Origin of the sequence: Epilithonimonas lactis (assembly GCF_900110605.1) — a bacterium.
Taxonomy (GTDB): domain Bacteria; phylum Bacteroidota; class Bacteroidia; order Flavobacteriales; family Weeksellaceae; genus Epilithonimonas; species Epilithonimonas lactis.
The window spans coordinates 98872-121292 of record NZ_FOFI01000001.1 but is presented as its reverse complement, the minus strand read 5'-3'; the positions used below and the strand labels follow the sequence as shown (position 1 = coordinate 121292).

Genomic DNA, 22421 nt, shown 5'->3' with positions numbered 1-22421 from the left:
GATTTTATTAATTTGGGTGGTTTTTTATTATATTTGGCGTTCAAAACATTTAAAATTTTATGGATATAAAAGACATTCAGAATCTTGTAAGATTTGTAGCAAAAGCAGGAGTTTCCGAAGTGAAATATAAAAATAAAGACTTCGAAATCTACATCAAAACACCACTTGGAGGCGAGCCTGTAAGCTATGTAACACCACAAGTTTCTTATCAAACTCCTTTTTCTGCACCGGCTGCAAGTCCAGTTTCTGCTTCTAACGATAATTCTGAAGCAGCAAATGCTGCCGATGACAGCAAATATATTACTATCAAATCTCCGATGATCGGGACTTTCTATAGAAAACCATCTCCAGACAAAGAGGTTTTTGCAAACGTAGGCGATTCTGTAACAGAAGGAAAAGTAGTTTGTGTGATCGAAGCGATGAAGCTTTTCAACCAGATCGAATCAGAAGTTAGCGGAAAAATCGTGAAAATCTTGGTAGAAGATGCTTCTCCTGTAGAATATGATCAACCATTATTTTTAGTAGACCCTTCTTAATATAATTGATAGATGATGATTGATAAGTGATGATTTTCACTTTATCTCAATTTTTAATTCTTAATTTTTAATTATAAAAAGATGTTCAAAAAAATATTGATCGCAAACCGTGGCGAGATCGCAATGCGAATTTTGCGTACGGCCAAAGAAATGGGCATAAAAACAGTAGCTGTTTATTCAACTGCTGACAAAGACAGTCTTCACGTTCGTTTTGCGGACGAGGCTGTTTGTATTGGTCCGCCAATGAGCAAAGATTCTTATCTTAAAATACCAAATATCATTGCTGCTGCAGAAATTACAAATGCAGACGCGATCCATCCAGGTTACGGTTTCTTATCAGAGAATGCAAATTTCTCAAGGATCTGTGCTAAGAATGGCATCAAATTCATTGGAGCAAGTCCTGAGCAAATCGAAAAAATGGGAGACAAAGCTACGGCCAAAGCAACCATGAAAGCAGCTGGAATCCCTTGTGTTCCAGGTTCTGAAGGTTTGATCGATTCTTACGAAGATGCTAAGAAAACTGCCTTAGTTGTTGGTTATCCTGTGATGATCAAAGCAACTGCCGGTGGTGGTGGAAAAGGAATGAGAGCTGTTTGGAAAGAAGAAGATTTGAAAGAACATTGGGATTCTGCAATCCAAGAAGCTGTAGCGGCTTTTGGAAACGGCGGAATGTACATGGAAAAACTGATCGAGGAGCCAAGACACATCGAGATCCAAGTTGCTGGAGATCAATTTGGTAAAGCTTGTCACCTTTCCGAAAGAGACTGCTCTATCCAAAGAAGAAATCAAAAACTAATTGAGGAAACGCCTTCTCCTTTTATGACGGATGAACTTCGTGAAAAAATGGGAGCTGCGGCTGTAAAAGCAGCAGAATATATTTCTTACGAAGGTGTTGGAACAATAGAATTTTTGGTGGACAAACACAGAAATTTCTATTTCATGGAAATGAATACGAGAATCCAGGTTGAGCATCCAATTACGGAACAAGTTGTTGATTTTGACTTGATCCGTGAGCAAATTCTTCTAGCTGCCGGAACGCCAATCAGTGGAAAAAATTATTATCCGAAAAGACATTCTATCGAGTGTAGAATCAATGCGGAAGATCCTTATGCTGATTTCCGACCATCTCCGGGAAAAATCACTGAACTTAATATTCCTGGTGGAAATGGTGTAAGAGTTGACACTCACGTTTATTCTGGATACACAATCCCATCCAACTACGATTCTATGATCGCTAAATTGATTGTTACTGCTCAAACCAGAGAAGAATCGATCGCGAAAATGAAACGTGCTCTGGAAGAGTTCTATATTGAAGGAGTGAAAACTACGATCCCTTTCCACAGACAATTATTGGAGAACGAAGATTTCCTTGCTGGAAACTACACGACCAAGTTTATGGAAGACTTCGTGATGGACAGAAGTTTCGATAATCATATCTAGAAATTATCATTAATAAAGATATAAATGCCTGACTTTAAAAGTTGGGCATTTTTATTACCGTCTATTGAATTCAAATTTATTATTTTTACAAAAATTAAAAGTTATGTCAACAGCAGTTCAGGAAAAAAACTCACAATACTTCATCGACCTCGAAAACCAATATGGCGCGCACAATTACCATCCACTTCCAGTGGTTTTGGACAAAGGTGAAGGTGTTTTTGTTTGGGATGTAGAAGGTAAGAAATATTATGATTTCCTATCCGCCTACTCTGCTGTCAATCAAGGACATTCTCATCCAAAAATTGTGGAAGCATTGGTCAATCAAGCTAAAAAATTGGCTTTGACATCAAGAGCTTTTTACAATTCAAATCTTGGAGAATACGAGAAAAAGATCACAACGCTTTTCGGATTTGATAAAGTCCTTCCGATGAATTCTGGTGCTGAAGCTGTAGAAACCGCTGTAAAATTAGCCAGAAAATGGAGTTATGAAGTCAAAGGAATCTCTGAAAACGCTGCAAAAATTGTAGTTTGCGAAAACAACTTTCACGGAAGAACAACAACAATCGTTTCTTTTTCTAACGATCCAGATGCCAACCAGAATTACGGACCTTTCACGCCAGGATTTGTAAAAATCCCTTACAATGATTTGAATGCATTAGAAGAAACGTTTAAAAATGATGCTCAAAATATTGCTGCATTTTTAGTTGAACCAATTCAAGGTGAAGCTGGCGTTTACGTTCCAGACGAAAATTACCTCAAAAATGCTTCAGAACTTTGTAAAAAATACAACGTACTTTTCATCGCAGACGAAGTTCAAACCGGGATTGCAAGAACTGGTAAATTGATAGCTTGTCATCACGAAAATGTTCAGCCAGATATTTTAATTTTAGGAAAAGCACTTTCCGGCGGAATGTATCCTGTTTCTGCAGTCTTAGCCAATGACGAGATCATGAATGTCATCAAACCAGGACAACACGGTTCAACTTTCGGTGGAAATCCGATTGCTTGCGCTGTTGCAGTTGCAGCTTTGGATGTTGTGGCAGATGAAAATTTATCCGAGAGATCCGAAGAATTAGGGAAACTCTTCCGTTCTGAAATCGAAAAACTAATCGAGAAAACCGACTTGATTAACAAAGTTCGTGGAAAAGGTTTGCTGAATGCCATTTTGATCAATGACACGCCAGACAGCAAAACAGCTTGGAATCTTTGTGTAAAACTAAAAGAAAATGGACTTCTCGCAAAGCCGACGCACGGCAATATCATCAGACTTGCACCGCCTTTGGTAATTACAGAAGAGCAACTTTTGGATTGTGTGAAAATCATTGAGAAAACGGTTTTGGAATATTAATGATGAATATTTCCGTAGTAATCAACACACTTAATGCTGAGAAACATCTCGACGAAGTATTGGATTCTGTAAAAGAATTTGATGAGATCCTAATTTGCGATATGCACAGTGAAGATGCGACTTTGGCAATTGCGGAAAAGTACAATGCAAAGATCATCTTTCATGAGAAAACAGGTTTTGTGGAACCTGCCCGAAATTTTGCCATTTCGCAAGCCAAGAACGAATGGGTCTTGCTTTTGGACGCAGACGAAACAGTCAATAACGATTTGAAAAACTATCTACAAAAAATCGCTGCCGAAAAACCTGAAATAGCTTGTTTTGCGATTCCGAGGAAGAATTACTTTTTAGGTAGATTTATGCATTCGGCTTATCCCGATTATGTTTATCGTTTTTTTAAAAAATCGAAGATCCATTGGCCGGAGTACATCCACTCGATTCCAAATATTGAAGGTGAAGTTTTTAAGATCAATTCAAAAAATAAATCTTTGGCCATAGAGCATTTGGCGAACGACACTATTTCGCATACTCAACATAAAAACAACCTCTACTCTACCGCAGAGATCCCAAAAAGACAACACCAAAAAGTTGGCTTTTTTAAATTATTGACATCACCATTTTTTTGGTTTTTCAAGTATTACTTTGTAAAACAGGGCTTTCGCGACGGGAAAGAAGGCTTCATTTTTGCTTGTTTAAAGTCTCAATACAAATTTTTGACTCTATCCAAATTGATAGAATATAAAAAAAAATGAAGATTTCACTGATCATTTCAACTTACAACTGGCCGGAAGCACTACAGCTGTGTCTCAAAAGTGTGATGAGACAATCGCTAATGCCCGAAGAGATCATCATTGCCGATGATGGATCCACCGCTTCCACCAAAGAGATCATTGACCGTTTTCGGAAAACCTACAAGTGGAAAATAAAACACATCTGGCACGAAGACAACGGTTTCAAACTTGCAGAAATTAGAAACAAAGCCGTTGCACAGGCATCAGGAGATTACATTGTACAGATTGACGGTGATGTGATCCTGCATCGGGATTTCATTAGAGACCATAAAAGTTTTGCTCAGGAAAACTCCTTTGTAAAAGGCAGAAGACTGATGATCGGCAGAACAAAAAGTGCGACCCTATTAAAAAACAAATCTACGTCCGTTTCTTTTCTAAGTACCGATGTGAAGATGAGAGAACATGGTATTCGTATTCCTTTTTTCAATCTGATATTCACGAGTAAAAAGGAAAAATCGGCAGATGGCGTTTTGGGAAGCAACATGGCATTTTCACGGGAAGATTTTGTGAAAGTCAATGGTTATAATAATTCATTGAAAGGTTGGGGCGCAGAAGACAAAGAGCTCGCACAACGTTTTGTAAACTTTGGTCTTGTAAAAAGAAAAGTGAAATACGGCGCAATACAATACCACATTTATCATCCACAATCTGATAATTGCAAACACGACGAACAGATGAGAGAAATTGAACATCTGAAAATCTCCAAAAACACACGTTGCGAAAATGGATTAGATGAAATTCGAAAAGATTACATGGTCTATGAATAGTTTTGAATTGGTAAGTCTCATCATTCCTTGTTACAATGCAGAATCCACCATTGAAAAATGTCTAGAATCTGTGATTTCACAAACCTATCGCAATCTGGAAATCATTATCATCAATGATGGTTCTACGGACAGATCGTCTGTGATCATCAAACAATTCCAGGAGAGAGATCCGAGAATCATTCTTATAGACCAGATCAATTCCGGGGTTTCCAAAGCACGGAATCAAGGGATAAAACAGGCTTCCGGAACTTACATTTGTTTTGTAGATTCTGACGATTGGGCCGAGGAGAATTATTGTTCCGTTCTACATCGAGCGATTGTGGAAAACCAGGCAGACATCAGCATTGCTGAAGCTTTTTTTGAGGATAAAAATGGAGATCAAGTTGGAAAACATCAAATTTCTACAGATCCAATTGCAATCTACGACAAGCACACGGCGCTCAAGCTTTTGCTGGAAGACAAGATCATCCAGAGTCATCCTTGGGCAAAATTGTACAGGGCAGAACTTTTGAAGACCATCACTTTCCCGGAAAATCTGGAAGCTTTTGAAGATTATTTTACGATGTTCAAGATTTTCAATAATGCAAAAAAAGTGGTGAAGATCAGTGATCCGATCTACCATTATGTTCAATTTGAAAATAGCCTATCGCACAATCTGACACCAAAACGCGCTTACCATTTCTTTTTGGCGTTGATGGAAGCCTACACTTTTTTGAAAGCCCAAAACTTTGAGTCCAAATTTCACACATCGATCATTCGGAATATTTTGAAGAAATCCTTTATGGTTTTGAAGCGCGTCATTCGCAACACAAAAGCAGACGAAATGCTTTCTGAAAAACAAAATATGAGAAATGGACTAAAATGCTTTTTGCTTTATCCAGCTTTGAAAGTCGGTCTGGAAAATTATCTCTATCTTCGGTTTTTCGTATATTATCCTGAAAAATATTCCCGATTTATAAAAAAATGAATCTCTCCGAAAAACCTTTAATTTCCATTATCATTCCGTGTTATAATGCGGAAAAATATATTCATTCCTGTATTGGATCTGTCATCGATCAGCCTTACAAAAACTGGGAATGTGTGTTGATAAACGATGGTAGCAAGGACAAAACTTTGGAGATCCTGGAAGAAGTTTCCTCGGGAGACCATCGTTTCAAGGTGCTTTCTCAGGAAAATCAGGGACTTTCTGCAACCCGCAATTTGGGCATCGAAAATGCAAAAGGCGATTATTTGTTCTTCCTCGATTCCGATGATCTCATCGCCGAAAATGCATTACAACTATTTATAGATGAACTTGATACAGAATCTGAAATTCTTACGGGAATTACATTAACTGTGAATGGGGAAAATCTTGAGAAGATCTCGCAACTGAAACATCCAAAAGAAGGAGATATTTTATTTGGGAATAATAAACAGGAAGTTCTCCTCCGAACCATGGAATCTGGTTTGGCTCCTGTTGCACAAAACCGTTTGTACAGTCGGTTGTTTCTGGAAAAATTTAATTTAAAATTTAAAGACGGAATTCTTCACGAAGATGAATTATGGTTCTTTGAAACGATGTTTCTGGCGACAAATGTGAAATTCATTGATCAGGAAACTTATCTTTACCGGACAGATAATGCGGAGTCGATTACCAAAAATATTGGCGAGAGAAATCTAAATTCTTACTTAGAGATTCTCGAAGTTGTTTTCCAAAAATACTATCAGAACAATTCAGATCCTTATAAAAAAGCGGTGGTCGAAAGATATTTGCAATATTTAAAAAAATTGATCATCGATTTTTCCATTCGAGAAAAAAGCAAACTTGGTCATGCTGCTCGACTAAGATTGGAAGGAACTTTGAAAAAGATCCATACCCATTCTGACGAATTTAAATTGCTTTCTGATAAAAATGAAAATTACTATAAAGCTTTGAACAAATTGTCATTGTTTTCTTTTGATATCATCGAAAAACATTTTTTCAAAAACCCGGTCAACAGTATTAGAAAACGTTATAAACTTTTTAAAATCAAATATTTACTCAAATAAAATTTCAGTAAAAATATGCGGAACGAAACATTTCTTTTGATGATGCCCGATTACTCCGATTTCCCTGATCTGTTTTTGGAAAATCTGAAGAAGGAAGGTTTTTCGCCACTTTTGATCACTGACAATCCTTCAAAATTTAAGTACCGAGCCAACGAAAAGTTCATCAACTTTATTCAGAAGACTTTTTTTAAAAATAAAAATTACAAGAGGGAACTTGTTGATAATCATAAGCTCCGAGAATACTATAAAAGAATATCGGAATTTGAAATGTTGGATTATGCTTTGGTGATCCGCCCCGATCTCTTTCCAATCGAGGTCATCCAGGAACTCAAGAAAAAAACCAAAAAACTAATTGCATATCAGTGGGATGGCATTGAAAAATTCCCAAAAGTAAAAGATTATTTTTCTTTATTCGATTCCTTTTTCTGTTTTGATTATGAAGATGAAAAGAATAATATAAAACCAATCACCAACTTTTATTTTGACTGCTTACCACCTGTTTACAAATCATATAATGTTCAAAGACCAAGGTTGTACTTTGTAGGATTGTATTGGGAAAATAGAGAAATGAAAATTGACCGTTTCATTGAAGAGATGTCTTCAAAAAATGTGGAATTATCCATATTCATTCAATATTACAATCAATCAGAAATCAAAAATCCGAAAATCAAATATATCAAAGAGAGAGTTACTTTTCGTGAAAATTTGAAAAATGTAGAAGACGCTGATATTCTTTTGGATTTTGTTGATCCAGTACATAACGGACTTTCCATCAGGTTTTTCGAAGCGCTTTATTATAAGAAAAAAGTGATCACTGATAATATAATGGTGAAAAATTACGATTTTTATCATCCAAACAATATATTTGCGTTAGAAAACGACAATTACAATGATATTGATGTTTTTTTACGAAGGTCTTACCACGAAATTTCGGAAGATATCGTAAAGAAATATGGATTCAGCAGTTGGATAAGGAAAATCATTACACATTAAACCAAACACCTTTTGAAGAAAACAATCATCTTGGTAATGCCTCATCATTTCAAGATCTATGAGGGTTTTAAGAAAAACTTAGAAAATCTGGATTTCGATATTAAATTGCTCTTTACCAGTGATAGCGAATTCCAATACGATCACGCCGCTCAGAAGATCACTAATTTTTTTAGAAAACTGGTGGGCGACAAAAATTACAAGAACACGCTTAAGGATCAATACAATGACAAATCATTGCGAAAAGCACTGTCTTCAATCAACCAAAAGGTAGAATATGCATTGGTGATCCGTCCGGATTATTTTTCAAAAGAGACGCTGGAAATCCTAAAGCAAAAAACAAATCAACTCATTGCTTATCAATGGGATGGATTGGACCGATATCCAAAAGCGAAGGAACTGATCAACATCTTTGACCGCTTTTTCCTTTTTGATGTGGATGATTATGAAAAGTATAAATCACAGTACGCCAACGTATTTCCGATAACTAATTTTTACTTTGATTTTGATTCTGAGATTGATCCGCACAAAACTGGAGAAGATCCAAAAGAAATATTTTTCATTGGAAGTTTTATAGAGAAAAGAATCGATGACATCAAATATCTAACCCGCATCTTTACAGAGCTGAAAATGAAAACCAATATCAATCTGCTCTACTTTGATGAAAGAACACCTTTGCTTCATCAACAGAATGGCATCAATTTTATTGAAAAACCCTTAACTTATCTTGAAACCTTGGAAATGGTGAAAAAAGCTGATATAGTTTTGGACGTTGCAGATCCGGTTCATAATGGTTTATCGTTCAGAATTTTCGAAACACTACACTACTCGAAAAAATTGATCACGACAAATCCGCTGGTCAAAGATTATGACTTTTATTCTCCAGACAATATTTTGGTTTGGGATAAAAGCGTTGATAAAAACAACATAAAAGATTTCCTTTCTAAGGATCATATCAAAATAGATGATGAGATCAGAAAAAATTACTCATTTACCAACTGGATCTGGACTATTTTGAAAAATTAAATTGAATAAGAATATATGAAAACGTCAGTTGCAATTTGCACCTATAATGGAGAAAGATTTTTAAAACAACAATTGGATTCTATTCTGAATCAATCACACCCAGTTGACGAGATTATCGTTTGTGACGATCGATCCACAGATTCTACGGTTTCCATCTTGAATGTCTACGCGGAAAAGCATCCTGGGATTTTTAAGATTCATATCAACGAACAAAATCTTCAAAGCGTCAAAAACTTTGAAAAAGCCATTTCACTTTGTGAGAACGAGATCATCTTTTTATGCGACCAAGATGATATTTGGGTTCCAAATAAAGTTGAAAGAATTCTCAAAACCTTCGAAGAAAACAAAGAAATCTCTGTAATATGCACCAATGGCTACGGAATCGATGCGGAAAATAAGGAACTGGACATTATAAGTCTTTGGGACATTCCAAAATCTGTGCGCGCAAAAGGATACCGATTTGATTATTTTAATATCCTTAATTTAATTGACAATTTTTGTACTGGCGCTACAATGGCAATCAAAAAAGATATTAAAAAAGACATCATGCCTTTTCCGATCATAGACAATGTGCATCACGATGGCTGGATTGCGCTGGTAGCTGTTTTGCAGGACAAACTTTTCTTCCTGGACGAAAAACTGATCTACTACAGAAGGCACGACTCGCAACAAGTAGGCAATGTATTTTTTAAAAATACAGAGAAAGAAAAAAAGGATATCACCAACTACTTTAGTATTGATAGAGAGGTAAAATCTTTCAAAGAATACAAAAGGTTCCTCAAGCGCTTTGCTATAAAGTATAAAGAAAACCTTATTCTATCAGAAAAATTACCACTTCAAAGCGCATATTTTGATGCTAATTTGAAAGAATTAAAAAAGAGGTTTGATAACAACTACAATGAAATGACATCTAAATTCCCTGTGAGATCGTTCTTTTTAGAAATTGCAGATTTTATCCTTAGAAAAAGAAAAATATAGAATATCAATTAAAAATGGCAGCTTAAAAATTAGGCTGCCATTATTTTATATAGAGTTGATGATCTATGCTCGTTCGTATTCATCCTCGATTCGCACGATATCATCTTCACCAAAGTAAGTTCCAGTTTGAACTTCGATAAAAACAACTGGCTGCTCCGATAGATTCATGATGCGATGTTTTGCACCTTGCGGGATAAAGATACTTTCGCCGTAAGAAAGCGGAATTTCCTTGTCGTCTAAAACTACAATGGCGTTGCCTGCCACGATGGTCCACTGTTCCTGTCTTTTGTAATGGAATTGATAAGACAATTTGTGTCCTGGATTCACCTCAATTCTTTTCAATTTATAATGTGGTTCATCTGCCAAAACATAATACGTTCCCCAAGGTCTTTCCCCTATTTCTAACATAACCATTATTTTAATTAACAAAAGTACTATTTCGGAAAAGATTAACCAAATTCAAAAGGCAAAACGCTCAGAATTTCTTAATTTTGCACCACAATTTTTTAGACATGGAAAAAGTAAGAGTGCGATTTGCACCCAGCCCAACAGGCGCTTTACATTTAGGTGGCGTACGTACTGCTTTGTATGATTATCTGTTTGCCAAAAATCAAGGTGGAGAATTTGTTCTTAGGATAGAAGATACAGACACCGCAAGATATGTGGAAGGTGCAGAGGATTACATCATGAATTCTTTGGAATGGTGCGGCATCATCCCAGACGAAAGTCCTAGAGTTGGTGGTCCATACGCTCCTTACAGACAATCTGAAAGAAGAGACATCTACGACAGATACAAAGAGCAAATCCTGAAAACAGATTATGCTTATTTGGCTTTTGATACACCGGAAGAATTGGATGCGATCCGTAAAGATTTCGAAGCTAAAGGCGACGTTTTCTCTTACAATCATCAGACAAGACAACAACTTAAAAATAGCATTTCCCTTTCTCAGGAAGAAGTTCAGAAATTATTGGATGCGAGCGTTCCGTATGTTGTTCGTTTCAAAATGCCGGTTGACAGAACTTTGAATCTTCAAGACATCATCAGAGGAAATTTTTCTGTCAACACAAATACTTTGGATGACAAGGTTTTGATCAAAAATGACGGAATGCCAACTTATCATTTCGCCAATGTGGTTGATGATTTTGAAATGAAGATCTCTCACGTGATCCGTGGTGAAGAGTGGTTGCCATCTATGCCTTTGCATGTTTTGCTTTATGAAGCAATGAATTGGGATGCACCTGAGTTCGCCCATTTATCATTGATTCTAAAACCAGAAGGCAAAGGAAAATTAAGCAAAAGAGATGGTGCAAAATTCGGTTTTCCGGTTTTCCCAATGAATTTCAAAGATCCTGAAAGTGATGAGATCTGGAAAGGTTATAAGGAATCAGGCTATTTCCCGGAAGCGTTCATTAATATGACTGCATTGCTAGGTTGGACGCCTGCAAACGATAAAGAAATTGTTTCTATGGACGAAATGATTGCGGAATTTGACCTTCATAAAGTTCATAAAGCGGGCGCAAGATTTGATCCGCAGAAAGCAAAATGGTTCAATCAGGAATATTTGAAGACCAAATCTAATGAAGAAGTTTTAGAATTATTGAAAGAAGTGGATGAAGTAAAAGCTTTTGATCTTTCTGATGACAAATTATTGAAAATCGTTTCGTTGATGAAAGAAAGAGCGACTTTCGTGGTTGATATTTACAACGATGGAAAATTCTTCTTCGAAGCGCCAACATCTTACGACGAAAAAGCCTTGAAGAAAGCCTGGAACGACACAACTTCTGCCATTTTAAAAGACTTTTCTACCAAACTCGAAACTGAAAACTTTGAATCGGAAACTCTCAAGGAAGCCATCCATCATTTTGCTGAAGAACATTCTTTGGGAATGGGAAAAGTGATGATGCCACTTCGATTGGCTTTAGTTGGTGAATTGAAAGGTCCTGATGTTCCTGATATTATGAACATTATCGGCAAAGAAAAAACTCTTGCAAGAATTGAAAAAGCAATTAGTATAAATTAATATTTTAAACGCAAAGTTTTAAAGAAAAACTGGTTTTTTTTAGCAAGCAAAGATTTCGACCTTGTCGATGAAGAAGCGTTTGAGTCAATATTCAAGCTTCCTCAGATCAATTTCAATTGATCAAAAACTTTGCTCTCTTAATAACCAGAATGAAAAAATAAACCTTTGCGATTAAATAAAAACCAATTCAAAAAAAAACATTATTTTTGAGGGTTTAATCCAAACAAAACATGGAATATTTAGAATTTGAACAACCTGTAAAGGAATTGATAGATCAGTACGAAAAATGTGTACAATTGGGTACAGAAAGCGGCATTGATGTGGATGAATCCTGCAAAAAGATCAAAACCAAAATAGAAGAAACTAAGAAAAAAATATACGAAAATCTGACGCCTTGGCAGAGAGTTCAGTTATCGAGACATCCGGACAGACCTTACACGCTTGATTACATCAACGGTTTGGCAGACGAAGGAAGTTTTGTGGAACTGCACGGTGACAGAAACTTCGGTGATGACCCTGCGATGATCGGCGGAATTGCCAGCATCAGCGGAAATACAGTTATGCTCATCGGAACCCAGAAAGGTAGAACGACCAAAGAACGTCAGCACAGACGTTTCGGAATGTCAAATCCTGAAGGTTACAGAAAGGCTCTTAGATTGATGAAACTGGCAGAGAAATTCAACATTCCTGTGGTAACTTTGATCGATACGCCAGGCGCTTATCCAGGATTGGAAGCTGAAGAACGTGGGCAAGGTGAAGCGATTGCTAGAAACATCTTCGAAATGTGCTCTCTAAAAGTGCCAATCATCACCATCATCATCGGTGAAGGTGCAAGTGGCGGTGCATTGGGAATTGGTGTTGGAAACAAGGTCTACATGATGGAAAACACTTGGTATTCTGTAATCTCTCCAGAAAACTGTTCTGCAATCCTTTGGAGAAGCTGGGAATATAAAGAAACCGCTGCAACGACAATGAAACTGACAGCAGAAGATATGCTAAAACAGGAATTGATCGACGGCATCATTCCAGAGCCTTTAGGAGGCGCGCATTATGATTCTGCGACTACGTTTGAGAATGTGAAGAAAGTCCTTTTAAAAGACATTAAAACGTTGTCTAAGCAAGCTTCTGAGAAATTGGTGAACGACCGTCAGGAGAAATTCATTGCGATGGGAGAATTCAAAGGGTAAGATTTTGTTTTTGGCAATTTGCTTTTGGCTTTACACCCTTTAACCTAATAAAATATAACCCTTTCAGAGTTTAAAACTTTGGAAGGGTTTTTTGTTTGTCTGAATTTCATTGTATGGCAAATCGTGAATTAATCGACAAAATTTCAATCTTGCGAAGCTGCAGCCCGACTTGAGTGGAGCTCTTTTTTGGATTGGGAAAAGCCTTGGCAAAAAAAGCGGGAACGGAAGGCGGAAAAGCTGCTCAAATAACTATAACGTAGAAATATTACAACAAAAAAAAGCGGTCTCAAATGTTTGAAACCGCTTTTCTATTTTTAGATAAATCCTTCGATTATTCAGCATCGAAATCAGCATCCGCGTCTGCAGAAACTTTTTCGCCTTCTTCTTTAGATTTTTCTTTGTCTGCTTTTCTTTGAGATAAACCTTCTTTGATAGATTCTGAAACTACGCTCAACAACATATCAATAGATTTTGAAGCATCATCATTTCCCGGGATCACGAAATCCACTTTTCTTGGATCTGAGTTAGTATCTACGATACCGAAAACAGGGATACCCAATTTTTTAGCTTCTGTTACTGCGATGTGCTCTCTCATAATGTCAACTACGAAAATAGCTGAAGGAAGACGAACCATGTCTGAGATAGAACCTAAGTTTTTCTCAAGATTTGCTCTTTGACGATCAACTTGTAGTCTTTCTTTTTTAGATAAAGTTTCGAAAGTACCGTCTTTCTTCATTTTATCGATAGAGTTCATTTTCTTCACAGCTTTTCTGATAGTTACAAAGTTTGTAAGCATACCACCTGGCCATCTTTCTGTAATATAAGGCATGTTAAGTTCAGCAGCGTGTTTTGCTACTACTTCTTTCGCTTGCTTTTTAGTTGCTACGAAAAGAACTTTTTTACCTGCAGAAGTTAATTTTTCCAAAGCTACGCAAGCCTCGTCCAATTTAACAGCTGTTTTATGTAAATCTACGATGTGAATACCGTTTTTCTCCATGAAAATGTATGGAGCCATATTTGGATTCCACTTTCTAGTCATGTGACCGAAGTGTACGCCAGCCTCTAAAAGGTCTTTTACATTTGCTTTTGCCATGTTTTCTTGTTTTTTGTTAGTTTACTTTCCGCTTTTCCGCAATCAACTTTACTTTAGATGGGAGTAAAGTTTGGATGCTAAACGTAACGGGCAATATTTAAGTGAGATTAAAAGACTTAAAGATTCGAGATATGAGATCAATGATCTCCCAACTCTTGTCTCTCCATCTCTTGTCTGGATTAACGTTTTGAGAACTGGAATCTCTTTCTTGCTTTTTTCTGACCGAATTTCTTTCTCTCAACCATTCTTGCATCTCTAGTAAGCAATCCGTGTGGCTTAAGAACCAAACGATATTCCTCATTGATAGCGCATAATGCTCTAGAAACTCCTAGTCTGATAGCCTCAGCTTGTCCAGTAATCCCTCCTCCGAAAACATTCACTTTAAGATCATATTGATCAACAGTTTCTGTCAACAAAAATGGCTGATTCACTTTATAAACCAAAACATCCGTACAGAAATAAGTTTTAGCATCTTTACCGTTTATGCTAATAACGCCAGTTCCTGGCTTAACAAAAACTCTTGCAACAGAAGTTTTTCTTCTTCCGATTTTGTGTACTGTAGACATATTAATTATTTGAATTCGTTAACATTGATTACTTTAGGCTGCTGAGCTTCGTGTTTGTGTTCTGTTCCTTCATATAAATAAAGGTTTTTGAACAAAGCAGAACCTAGTCTGTTTTTAGGAAGCATCCCTTTGATGGATCTTTCCAAAACTTTCAGTTCGTCTTTTTTCTTAAGCTCGTCTGCAGTCATAAACTTCTGACCACCAGGATATCCTGTATGCCAGATGTAAGTTTTATCTGCCCACTTGTTTCCGGAAAGTGTAACTTTCCCAGCGTTCAAAACGATCACATTGTCTCCGCAATCTGCGTGAGGTGTGAAGTTCGTTTTGTGCTTACCTCTCAAAATCTTTGCAACGGTAGAAGCTAATCTTCCCAACGGTTGCCCAGCAGCATCTACAACAACCCATTCTTTATTTGCTGTAGCCTTGTTTGCCGATACTGTTTTGTAACTTAATGTATTCACAATTTATCGTTTACGATTAAACATAATTTTCCCTTACGGGTGTGCAAAGGTAGCAAAATTTTTTCGCCTGAAAAATTAATCCGCAAAAAAGATTTTAAATTTCTAACTATTAATGAGTTATTAATTCGAATTCTTCTCGCACTGTTCAAAATTAATTAATATTAAGGCAATTATATAAGAGTGCTTTTTTATATTTTTGGTGAAAATTCTAAAAATGAGCCACGGAAAACTGAGAGAAGAAAAAGACTGTCTGAATTGCGGACATACGGTTGAGGAAAAATATTGTCCTAATTGTGGACAGCAAAACATCCAGACAAGACAGCCTTTCCATTATCTCTTCACTCATTTTGTAGAGGATTTCACACATTACGATGGACAATTCTGGGGAACTTTGAAAAATCTGTTCTTCAAACCAGGGAAACTTACGAGCACTTATCTTGAAGGAAAGCGACAAACTTTTGTCCCTCCTGTGAAGCTTTACATTTTTGTAAGTTTCGTTACATTTTTCCTGTTCGCTATATTTCCACCTTTCAATATCAATTTTGAGGGAAAGGGGAAATCAAAATTATTTTCTCAAAAGGACAAAATCTCCGAAATACAAAAAGCGCTTAACGATGCTAAAGCCAAAGAAAAGTGGACGAAAGAAGACAGCATAATTATTGCCAAGTACACTCCTATTATTACAGACTCTTCAAAAATCGACGAAATTGAACAGACGTTCGATATGGACAAGAAACTAGACGAGGATGAAATTACAATTTCTGATAATAATTTCTTTAATCGACCAATCCATAACAAACTAGCCGAATTACAGAAAAAAGGCTACAAAAAGAGTGAGATTTTAACAGGATTTATAGAGACGACCATTCATAATCTTCCAAAAGCACTTTTCATTTATCTCCCAATTTTCGCATTTATTTTATGGCTGTTTCATAACAAAAAGAGATGGTGGTATTTCGACCACGGTATTTTCACATTACATTACTTTTCATTTCTATTGTTGTCTTTATTACTTTCATTACTATTATACAAAGTTTCAGAATACTGCAGCGTACCATTTATCAACAAAATATTGTACTTAGGGATTTTCTGTATTTTCTTTTATGATATCATCTACTTTTTCATTGCCCACAAACGCGTTTATAATACTAAAAAAAGAGTCAGCATACTCATTGGATTTTTAACACTTTGGTTCAACTTCTTTGCTTTTACTTTTTTAATCATTGGATTAGCACTCATAAGTTTTCTGATGATTCATTAAACAAAATAAAAAAGCCAGATTTCCCAAGAAGTCTGGCTTTTTAATATATTATAAAGAACCGAAGCAAATTGACAAAAGCCAAATGCTATCAGCCAACTAATATCTCAACGATTTGCTTTCTCTAAAACTTGCTATCATATAATAAGCTACGAATACGGTCGAAAATTTCAGAATAGAAGAAACAGCAACTTCGAAGTCAAAACATAGCAAGCCTAAAACCACGAGGAAAATAATTCCTATAAACGAAATCCCCATTTTCTTTGGTAAAGGCCAATCAGGATGGTCAACGAAATAAGCCAATCCCCAACCAATCCCAAAAGCTGAAGCCACATAAAGTTCCACCCAGAAATCTACCGGACTTCCTGTAAGACGTCTCAAGAAAAAACTAATTAACGTTCCGACCACAAAATACATCAGCGCTTTTACCATTTCAAATCATTTTTGCAAAAGTAAGAATTGTAAATTTTATGATGTTTAAAAAAATAACACAAGGACACAAGGAGTTATTTTCTCTTCTTAATGCTTTAAGGCACAAGAAAATCTTTGATTTTTTTGTTTTTAATGACATTAAAACTTTGTGTCTTACAACAGAGCATTTTAAAAATAAATCCTTTGTGCCTTTGTGTTATTTTTTTCTTCATCAAAATCTCCTCAACAAAATTCCTTAGATTTGTGTAAACGATATTTTTATGCGCGAGGTTCGGCTGAATTCTATTCTGGATAATGACTTTTATAAAATCACAATGCAAAATGCAGTCGTGAAATTATTTACCAACGAAATTGTAAAATACGAATTCATCAACCGTGGCAAACACGAGTTTCCGGAAGGTTTTGCAGACGAACTCAGAAAATCTGTCAACGCAATGGCAGAACTGAAACTCACCAAAGACGAAAAAAAATATCTGAAAGTCACCTGTCCTTATCTCGCCCTTCCCTACCTCGATTTTCTGGAAGGTTTTCATTACGACCCATCTGAAGTGAAAATTGAGCAAATCGGGAACGAGCTTAAAGTTTCCGTCGAAGGACTTTGGTACAGAACAATTCTTTGGGAAGTTCCTTTGCTGGCGCTCATTAGTGAACTTCATTATGAAATGAATCATCTGGAAAGACAAACCAATGAAGAAGTCATTGACAAAACCGTTGAAAAAGCAGTTCATTTGACAGAACTCGGTGTTCCGTTTGCAGAGTTTGGGACGAGAAGAAGACATTCTTACAAAGTTCACAGATTGGTGATGGACGCTTTGATTCAGGATAAGAAATCCACTTTCACTGGAACTTCGAATGTTCATCTAGCGATGCTTTACAATGTAAAACCAATTGGGACACACGCGCACGAATGGTTTATGTTCCACGCGGCGGAATTTGGTTTCAAGATGGCGAATTCTATCGCGTTGGAAAATTGGGTGGATGTTTATCGCGGTGATTTGGGCGTTGCACTTTCCGACACTTACACGACGGAAGTGTTCTTCCAGCAGTTTGACAAGAAATTTGCAAAGTTGTTTGACGGCGTTCGTCACGACAGCGGCGACCCGTTGGAATTTGCGGACAAAACGATTGCGCATTATCAGAAGCAAGGCATCAATCCTTTGTTCAAATATATTATTTTCTCAGACGGTTTGAATCTTGAAAAAGTGGAGGAAATCACCAATTACTGCAAAGGAAGAATCGGAATTTCTTTCGGAATCGGGACTAATCTGACAAATGATGTTGGACTGAAACCAATGAACATCGTTATGAAACTCATCAGTGTAAAAGGCATTAATAATGAATGGATTCCAACCGTAAAACTCTCCGACGAAAAAGGGAAATACACCGGCGACCCGAAAATGATTGAGTTGGCGAAGGAGTTTTTGAGGATAAAATGAGAAATCGCTTGAATTATGTTTCAGTTTTTATTTAAAAAAAAGAATAAGGTTGAACGGAACCTGCAATTAGAGTTCAATGAAATATTGAAAAATATTGTCTATCCATTTTTTAAAGAGTTAGAATTTAGAAAAAATGGAAATGGTTTTAATAAAAATATAAGCGAATTAACTCAAGTTGTAAATATCCAAAAAAGTAGATGGAATCATCAAGATAATGTTTCATTTACTTTCAACATTGGTTTTTTTGCGACGGAAATCTATACCGAGAATGGGAATAATGAAATCCCTAAATTTATTCGTGAATACGATTGTCAAATAAGCACTAGACTTGGACAATTAGTCAAAGGAAATGATTACTGGTATGAATTACACAAAAATACAACAAAAGAAAATTTAGAGATGGAGATTCATTCTCACCTCAATGATTACTTAAGACCATTTCTAGAAAAAAACATTGATTTAATATCATTAAAAGATTTAATCCTTAATGATGAAAATATTAATTTAACAACTAGTGAGATTTCTAAGATTCAAATATTAATAAAGGTTGGAGAAATTGAAAGAGCAAAAGAATTACTCAATACAGCTTTCTCAAATGCTTTGAATCCCAAAGATTACGTATCAAAAATAGTGTATCCTGACGGCACAGAAGAAATACAAACATCTACGGCAAAAATTAATACTGAATATGTTGAAAGATTAAAAAGGATTGGAAAAGAAAACAGCATCACAATCAAATATTAATTTCCTTAATAAAGATTTTGCTTAGCATATTAAAATTCTGTGATTCAAAATATCATTATACAACCATTTCCTCACTAATATTATCAATTACTCCAAAAACCGACACATTTTCCTAATTCTCCGCATTTATTTTCATCATTAATATAGTAAAGATATTTTTGTTCATTAAAATAATTAAAAATGAACAATAACTATCACTTTTTCAGTAAAGTGTCTTTTATTTTTCTAATGTTTGCCGGCGTTTTTGGATTCGCACAGACAGGCGTTAAAATAAAATATTACACGGGAACTGAGCAAGGCTTCAATGTTTCGGCATCGGGAAAACTTTATTTTTCGGGAGACAATCTCTTGGTTAAATCTGAAGCCAATTCTACGGAAACAAGTATTCCTGTTAGCATTATCCAGAAAATTATTTTTACTGATGAAGTTTTGGCAACTCAGAATGTCGGTCTTAATAAAAGCAATCTTCAACTTTATCCAAATCCTTCCACAGATTACATCAGAATCAAATCTGAGGCAAAATCTCTGGATGTCAAAATCTATAATCTCGAAGGGAAATTGGTGGTTTCAGGAACCTACAAATCTGATGAAGACATCAATGTTTCTAAACTGAACGCTGGTGTTTATTTGGTTCAGGCGAATGGTGTAACGATTAAATTTATTAAGAAATGAGAAAGTCTATCTTATTAATAGTAGTGCTACTTTTCTCTTTTTCGATGAAAGCTCAGCAAAAAGTGGTCATTCATAATTCCGGCAATACGATGTACGCGTCACCAATTGCTTCGGTGGACAGCATCAAATTGGACAATACCTATTCGAAATTCAAACTGAGTGGGCAGACCAACACTTTGGATATCAGAAAAAATGTGATTGACAGTTTGACATTCACCAATAACGCCGTCAATCTTGACAAAATCTACATCATCTACAACGGAACGGATAACGCAACGATTATCAATCCTTATTCTGCAAGCGGCGTAACCATCACTGCGACTGGCGGAACGGTAGCTGTAACCTCAACTTCTACGACAAGCAATTTAGAATACAATCTTTTGGGAGCAAGCACGAGCGGAAGTCTGACAATGAGTTCTACTTCACCCGCAAAATTTGTTCTTAATAATCTTAATCTGACGAATGCGGCAGGACCAGCAATTATCGTAACTGGCGCACAGACGAATACTTTTTCTTTGCAAGCTGGAACAACAAGTTCATTAACTGACGGTTCTACAAATACCAAGAACGGCGCTTTACAAACCGATGGAAAAATCATTTTCACCGGAACAGGAAATCTGAATATTAATGGCGTCAAAAAACACGGCGTTTCCACCTCAAAAGATATCGAAATTCAAAATGGAACAATCACAATAACTGGCGCAGCTTCTGACGGGCTGCACTCCGAAGGTTTCACGATGAGCAACGGAACTTTGATAATTACAGCAGTTGGCGACGCGGTTGACGCAGGCGATGCAGCAGTTTCGATTTCAGGCGGTTCGATAACCTCAACTTTGGCTTCGCCTGATGTGAAGGGAATCAAAACCGGAAGTAACACCATTAATATTTCCAGCGGAACCATTAATCTAATTTTAACTGGAGCGCAATCCAAAGCAATCAGCGCAAAAGGGAATATCACAATCAGTGGCGGAAATATTACGGCAAATCTTTCCGGAGCGGCAGTTCTTACGGCTTCAGGAACTGGATTTGACCCTTCCTACTCTACTGCAATTAAAACTGATGGCGTTTTGACTGTGAGCGACGCGACCATTAATTTAACTTTGGCTTCAACAGCAAACGGCGGAAAAGGAATTTCGACAGGTAAAGAAATTAACATCAACAGCGGAAGCATCACGATTTCAACGGCTGGAAACGGAGCAGCCTACACCAATACAACGGGCGTTGCAGATTCTTACTCATCTTCTGCGATTTCTTCTGACACTGATATCAACATTCTTGGCGGAACATTAATCTTAACCAATTCCGGAACTGCAAGCAAAGGCATCAAAGCGGATGGAAACGTAACCATCTCCGGCGGAAACACGACTGTGAATCTTTCAGGGGCCACCTTGCTTAATGCTTCTGGAAGCGGATTCGACCCATCTTACCCAACAGGAATCAAAGCAGATGGAAAAGTTACAATCTCAAGCGGAACTGTTACAGTGACCGGAACTACGACCGCGACCGGAACAAAAGGAATTTCTGCAGATGCTGATATCGAAATTTCTGGTGGAACAATTAATATCACTACAGCTGGAGCTGGTGCAAAATATACGAACGCAACCGGAGCAACAGATTCTTATTCTTCTGCTGCAATTTCGGGCGATGCAAACGTCATTATCAGCGGTGGCTCATTAACTACAAACAGTTCAGGAATTGCTGGTAAAGGAATTAAGTCTGACGGCCAAGTCACCATCGGAACAGCAACCGGAAATCCAACTTTGAAGATTACAACAACTGGCGCAAGATTATTGGTTTCCGGAACAGATTATTCTCACCCGAAAACTTTGGTTGCCGCAAAAGCGATTGTCATTAATAATGGAAACAACACGTTCACTTCTACGGATGACGGCATTCATTCTGATGTTTCTGTAACGATTAATGGCGGAACAAACACTGTTTCTGCAATCTCCGCAACTTCCGGCGTTGGAGAAGGTGTTGAAGCACCTTTGATTACTTTCGCTGGTGGCGTCAACAATATTACCGCATCAAACGACGGCATCAATGCGACTTACGGAACAGTTTCTGGCGGAACTGAAGGAAATGACGGAAGTCACTTATACATCACAGGCGGAATCAATATTGTGACAGGAAGCGATGCGATTGACAGCAATGGAAACATTACAATTTCCGGCGGAACAACCATCGTCAACGGACCTACAAGTCAGCCTGAGGAGGGCATTGATTACAACGGAACTTTTCTGATGAACGGCGGAACATTGATTTCTGCTGGTTCAAACGCCAATATGACCAAAGCAATGGGAACAGCTTCCAGCCAAGTGAGTATGTACATCAAATCTTCGGCGCAGTTGGCAGCTACTTCTTTGTTACACATCGAAAATGCAGCGGGAACAGAAATGGTGACCTTCAAACCGAAAAATGCCGTTTACTATTTCCACTTCTCAAGTCCGAATTTAGCCAAATCAACGCAGTATAAAATCTATTTCGGTGGAAGTTACACAGGTGGAAGTTTCGTAGGCGGCGCAACCGCTTGGGGATTGTACACTGGCGGAACCTATTCTACAACCGGAGCAACTTTGAAAAGCACGACTACAACGTCTGCTTCTGCAACAGTGAACACGATTTCTTTCTAATAACTTAACTACTTTTT

At 37.0% G+C, this 22421-nt stretch carries 22 protein-coding genes; 17 read left to right on the top strand and 5 right to left on the bottom strand.

Annotated elements, in window-relative coordinates; genetic code table 11:
• Window positions 1-59: 59 nt before the first annotated feature.
• The 10 genes from accB to BMW39_RS00505 all read left to right on the top strand — a co-directional run bounded on the left by accB (window position 60) and on the right by BMW39_RS00505 (window position 9901).
• Complete coding sequence (gene accB / locus BMW39_RS00550) at window positions 60-536, top strand: acetyl-CoA carboxylase biotin carboxyl carrier protein (RefSeq protein WP_034976366.1); 477 nt, start codon at window positions 60-62, stop codon at window positions 534-536.
• 81 nt (window positions 537-617) lie between these two features.
• The gene (accC, locus tag BMW39_RS00545) at window positions 618-1976 is read left to right on the top strand and encodes an acetyl-CoA carboxylase biotin carboxylase subunit (RefSeq protein ID WP_034976364.1); all 1359 of its coding nucleotides are present in this window, start codon (window positions 618-620) and stop codon (window positions 1974-1976) included.
• A gap of 103 nt (window positions 1977-2079) precedes the next feature.
• The gene (gene rocD / locus BMW39_RS00540) at window positions 2080-3324 is read left to right on the top strand and encodes an ornithine--oxo-acid transaminase (protein ID WP_034976362.1); all 1245 of its coding nucleotides are present in this window, start codon (window positions 2080-2082) and stop codon (window positions 3322-3324) included.
• Window positions 3324-4073: a glycosyltransferase family 2 protein gene (locus tag BMW39_RS00535; RefSeq protein ID WP_245750431.1), complete on the top strand. Its 750-nt coding sequence runs from the start codon at window positions 3324-3326 to the stop codon at window positions 4071-4073. Before rocD ends, BMW39_RS00535 begins: the two co-directional genes overlap by 1 nt.
• Window positions 4070-4879, top strand: a complete 810-nt coding sequence (locus BMW39_RS00530) for a glycosyltransferase family 2 protein (protein ID WP_034976360.1) — start codon at window positions 4070-4072, stop codon at window positions 4877-4879. Before BMW39_RS00535 ends, BMW39_RS00530 begins: the two co-directional genes overlap by 4 nt.
• The gene (locus tag BMW39_RS00525) at window positions 4845-5846 is read left to right on the top strand and encodes a glycosyltransferase family 2 protein (protein ID WP_083391857.1); all 1002 of its coding nucleotides are present in this window, start codon (window positions 4845-4847) and stop codon (window positions 5844-5846) included. Before BMW39_RS00530 ends, BMW39_RS00525 begins: the two co-directional genes overlap by 35 nt.
• Window positions 5843-6907: a glycosyltransferase family 2 protein gene (locus BMW39_RS00520; protein WP_034976358.1), complete on the top strand. Its 1065-nt coding sequence runs from the start codon at window positions 5843-5845 to the stop codon at window positions 6905-6907. Before BMW39_RS00525 ends, BMW39_RS00520 begins: the two co-directional genes overlap by 4 nt.
• Window positions 6908-6922: 15 nt before the next feature.
• A complete protein-coding gene (locus BMW39_RS00515) occupies window positions 6923-7900 on the top strand; it encodes a hypothetical protein (protein ID WP_034976356.1) in 978 nt (325 codons plus the stop codon).
• 12 nt (window positions 7901-7912) lie between these two features.
• Window positions 7913-8923 carry a hypothetical protein gene (locus BMW39_RS00510; RefSeq protein WP_131474325.1) on the top strand — a complete coding sequence of 337 codons (1011 nt, stop codon included), beginning with the start codon at window positions 7913-7915 and terminating at the stop codon, window positions 8921-8923.
• A 15-nt stretch (window positions 8924-8938) separates the two neighbouring features.
• Window positions 8939-9901 (top strand): glycosyltransferase family 2 protein, encoded by a 963-nt coding sequence (locus BMW39_RS00505; RefSeq protein ID WP_034976353.1) that lies wholly within the window; start codon window positions 8939-8941, stop codon window positions 9899-9901.
• Between the two features lie 63 nt (window positions 9902-9964).
• Here BMW39_RS00505 and BMW39_RS00500 read toward each other — a convergent pair whose 3' ends face one another.
• Window positions 9965-10309 (bottom strand): phosphomannose isomerase type II C-terminal cupin domain, encoded by a 345-nt coding sequence (locus tag BMW39_RS00500; RefSeq protein WP_034976352.1) that lies wholly within the window; start codon window positions 10307-10309, stop codon window positions 9965-9967.
• Window positions 10310-10413: 104 nt separating this feature from the next.
• Between BMW39_RS00500 and gltX the strand changes: the two genes are divergently transcribed.
• Window positions 10414-11922, top strand: coding sequence for a glutamate--tRNA ligase (gene gltX / locus BMW39_RS00495; protein WP_034976351.1), 1509 nt, complete (start codon window positions 10414-10416; stop codon window positions 11920-11922).
• Between the two features lie 230 nt (window positions 11923-12152).
• A complete protein-coding gene (locus BMW39_RS00490; RefSeq protein ID WP_034969728.1) occupies window positions 12153-13109 on the top strand; it encodes an acetyl-CoA carboxylase carboxyltransferase subunit alpha in 957 nt (318 codons plus the stop codon).
• Window positions 13110-13440: 331 nt separating this feature from the next.
• Here the strand turns inward: BMW39_RS00490 and rpsB are convergent, their stop codons facing one another.
• The 3 genes from rpsB to rplM all read right to left on the bottom strand — a co-directional run bounded on the left by rpsB (window position 13441) and on the right by rplM (window position 15229).
• Window positions 13441-14202 (bottom strand): 30S ribosomal protein S2, encoded by a 762-nt coding sequence (gene rpsB, locus BMW39_RS00485; protein WP_028121230.1) that lies wholly within the window; start codon window positions 14200-14202, stop codon window positions 13441-13443.
• A 179-nt stretch (window positions 14203-14381) separates the two neighbouring features.
• Window positions 14382-14768, bottom strand: a complete 387-nt coding sequence (gene rpsI / locus BMW39_RS00480; protein WP_034969720.1) for a 30S ribosomal protein S9 — start codon at window positions 14766-14768, stop codon at window positions 14382-14384.
• A gap of 5 nt (window positions 14769-14773) precedes the next feature.
• Window positions 14774-15229: a 50S ribosomal protein L13 gene (rplM, locus tag BMW39_RS00475; RefSeq protein WP_034969716.1), complete on the bottom strand. Its 456-nt coding sequence runs from the start codon at window positions 15227-15229 to the stop codon at window positions 14774-14776.
• A gap of 214 nt (window positions 15230-15443) precedes the next feature.
• On the opposite strand from rplM, the gene BMW39_RS00470 reads away from it, so the two are divergent.
• Window positions 15444-16490: a DUF3667 domain-containing protein gene (locus BMW39_RS00470; protein WP_034976350.1), complete on the top strand. Its 1047-nt coding sequence runs from the start codon at window positions 15444-15446 to the stop codon at window positions 16488-16490.
• Window positions 16491-16586: 96 nt separating this feature from the next.
• Here the strand turns inward: BMW39_RS00470 and BMW39_RS00465 are convergent, their stop codons facing one another.
• On the bottom strand, window positions 16587-16919 hold the full coding sequence (locus tag BMW39_RS00465) for a hypothetical protein (RefSeq protein WP_034976349.1): 333 nt from the start codon (window positions 16917-16919) through the stop codon (window positions 16587-16589).
• A gap of 260 nt (window positions 16920-17179) precedes the next feature.
• Between BMW39_RS00465 and pncB the strand changes: the two genes are divergently transcribed.
• The 4 genes from pncB (at window position 17180) to BMW39_RS00440 (ending at window position 22404) form a co-directional block, all read left to right on the top strand.
• The gene (pncB, locus tag BMW39_RS00455; protein WP_034976347.1) at window positions 17180-18355 is read left to right on the top strand and encodes a nicotinate phosphoribosyltransferase; all 1176 of its coding nucleotides are present in this window, start codon (window positions 17180-17182) and stop codon (window positions 18353-18355) included.
• A gap of 15 nt (window positions 18356-18370) precedes the next feature.
• Complete coding sequence (locus tag BMW39_RS00450; protein WP_034976345.1) at window positions 18371-19099, top strand: DUF4304 domain-containing protein; 729 nt, start codon at window positions 18371-18373, stop codon at window positions 19097-19099.
• Between the two features lie 180 nt (window positions 19100-19279).
• A complete protein-coding gene (locus BMW39_RS00445; RefSeq protein ID WP_074719273.1) occupies window positions 19280-19771 on the top strand; it encodes a T9SS type A sorting domain-containing protein in 492 nt (163 codons plus the stop codon).
• Window positions 19768-22404, top strand: coding sequence for a carbohydrate-binding domain-containing protein (locus tag BMW39_RS00440; protein ID WP_083391856.1), 2637 nt, complete (start codon window positions 19768-19770; stop codon window positions 22402-22404). Before BMW39_RS00445 ends, BMW39_RS00440 begins: the two co-directional genes overlap by 4 nt.
• Window positions 22405-22421: the final 17 nt, after the last annotated feature.

Coding starts and splice junctions, on each gene's coding strand:
- BMW39_RS00470 (WP_034976350.1), top strand. CDS start 15,444: ATGAGCCACGGAAAACTGAGAGAAGAAAAAGACTGTCTGAATTGCGGA.
- BMW39_RS00440 (WP_083391856.1), top strand. CDS start 19,768: ATGAGAAAGTCTATCTTATTAATAGTAGTGCTACTTTTCTCTTTTTCG.
- BMW39_RS00520 (WP_034976358.1), top strand. CDS start 5,843: ATGAATCTCTCCGAAAAACCTTTAATTTCCATTATCATTCCGTGTTAT.
- BMW39_RS00490 (WP_034969728.1), top strand. CDS start 12,153: ATGGAATATTTAGAATTTGAACAACCTGTAAAGGAATTGATAGATCAG.
- gltX (WP_034976351.1), top strand. CDS start 10,414: ATGGAAAAAGTAAGAGTGCGATTTGCACCCAGCCCAACAGGCGCTTTA.
- pncB (WP_034976347.1), top strand. CDS start 17,180: ATGCGCGAGGTTCGGCTGAATTCTATTCTGGATAATGACTTTTATAAA.
- BMW39_RS00525 (WP_083391857.1), top strand. CDS start 4,845: ATGAAATTCGAAAAGATTACATGGTCTATGAATAGTTTTGAATTGGTA.
- accC (WP_034976364.1), top strand. CDS start 618: ATGTTCAAAAAAATATTGATCGCAAACCGTGGCGAGATCGCAATGCGA.
- accB (WP_034976366.1), top strand. CDS start 60: ATGGATATAAAAGACATTCAGAATCTTGTAAGATTTGTAGCAAAAGCA.
- BMW39_RS00500 (WP_034976352.1), bottom strand. CDS start 10,309: ATGTTAGAAATAGGGGAAAGACCTTGGGGAACGTATTATGTTTTGGCA.
- BMW39_RS00535 (WP_245750431.1), top strand. CDS start 3,324: ATGATGAATATTTCCGTAGTAATCAACACACTTAATGCTGAGAAACAT.
- BMW39_RS00515 (WP_034976356.1), top strand. CDS start 6,923: ATGCGGAACGAAACATTTCTTTTGATGATGCCCGATTACTCCGATTTC.
- BMW39_RS00530 (WP_034976360.1), top strand. CDS start 4,070: ATGAAGATTTCACTGATCATTTCAACTTACAACTGGCCGGAAGCACTA.
- BMW39_RS00505 (WP_034976353.1), top strand. CDS start 8,939: ATGAAAACGTCAGTTGCAATTTGCACCTATAATGGAGAAAGATTTTTA.
- rocD (WP_034976362.1), top strand. CDS start 2,080: ATGTCAACAGCAGTTCAGGAAAAAAACTCACAATACTTCATCGACCTC.
- BMW39_RS00465 (WP_034976349.1), bottom strand. CDS start 16,919: ATGGTAAAAGCGCTGATGTATTTTGTGGTCGGAACGTTAATTAGTTTT.
- BMW39_RS00445 (WP_074719273.1), top strand. CDS start 19,280: ATGAACAATAACTATCACTTTTTCAGTAAAGTGTCTTTTATTTTTCTA.
- rpsI (WP_034969720.1), bottom strand. CDS start 14,768: ATGTCTACAGTACACAAAATCGGAAGAAGAAAAACTTCTGTTGCAAGA.
- rpsB (WP_028121230.1), bottom strand. CDS start 14,202: ATGGCAAAAGCAAATGTAAAAGACCTTTTAGAGGCTGGCGTACACTTC.
- BMW39_RS00450 (WP_034976345.1), top strand. CDS start 18,371: ATGTTTCAGTTTTTATTTAAAAAAAAGAATAAGGTTGAACGGAACCTG.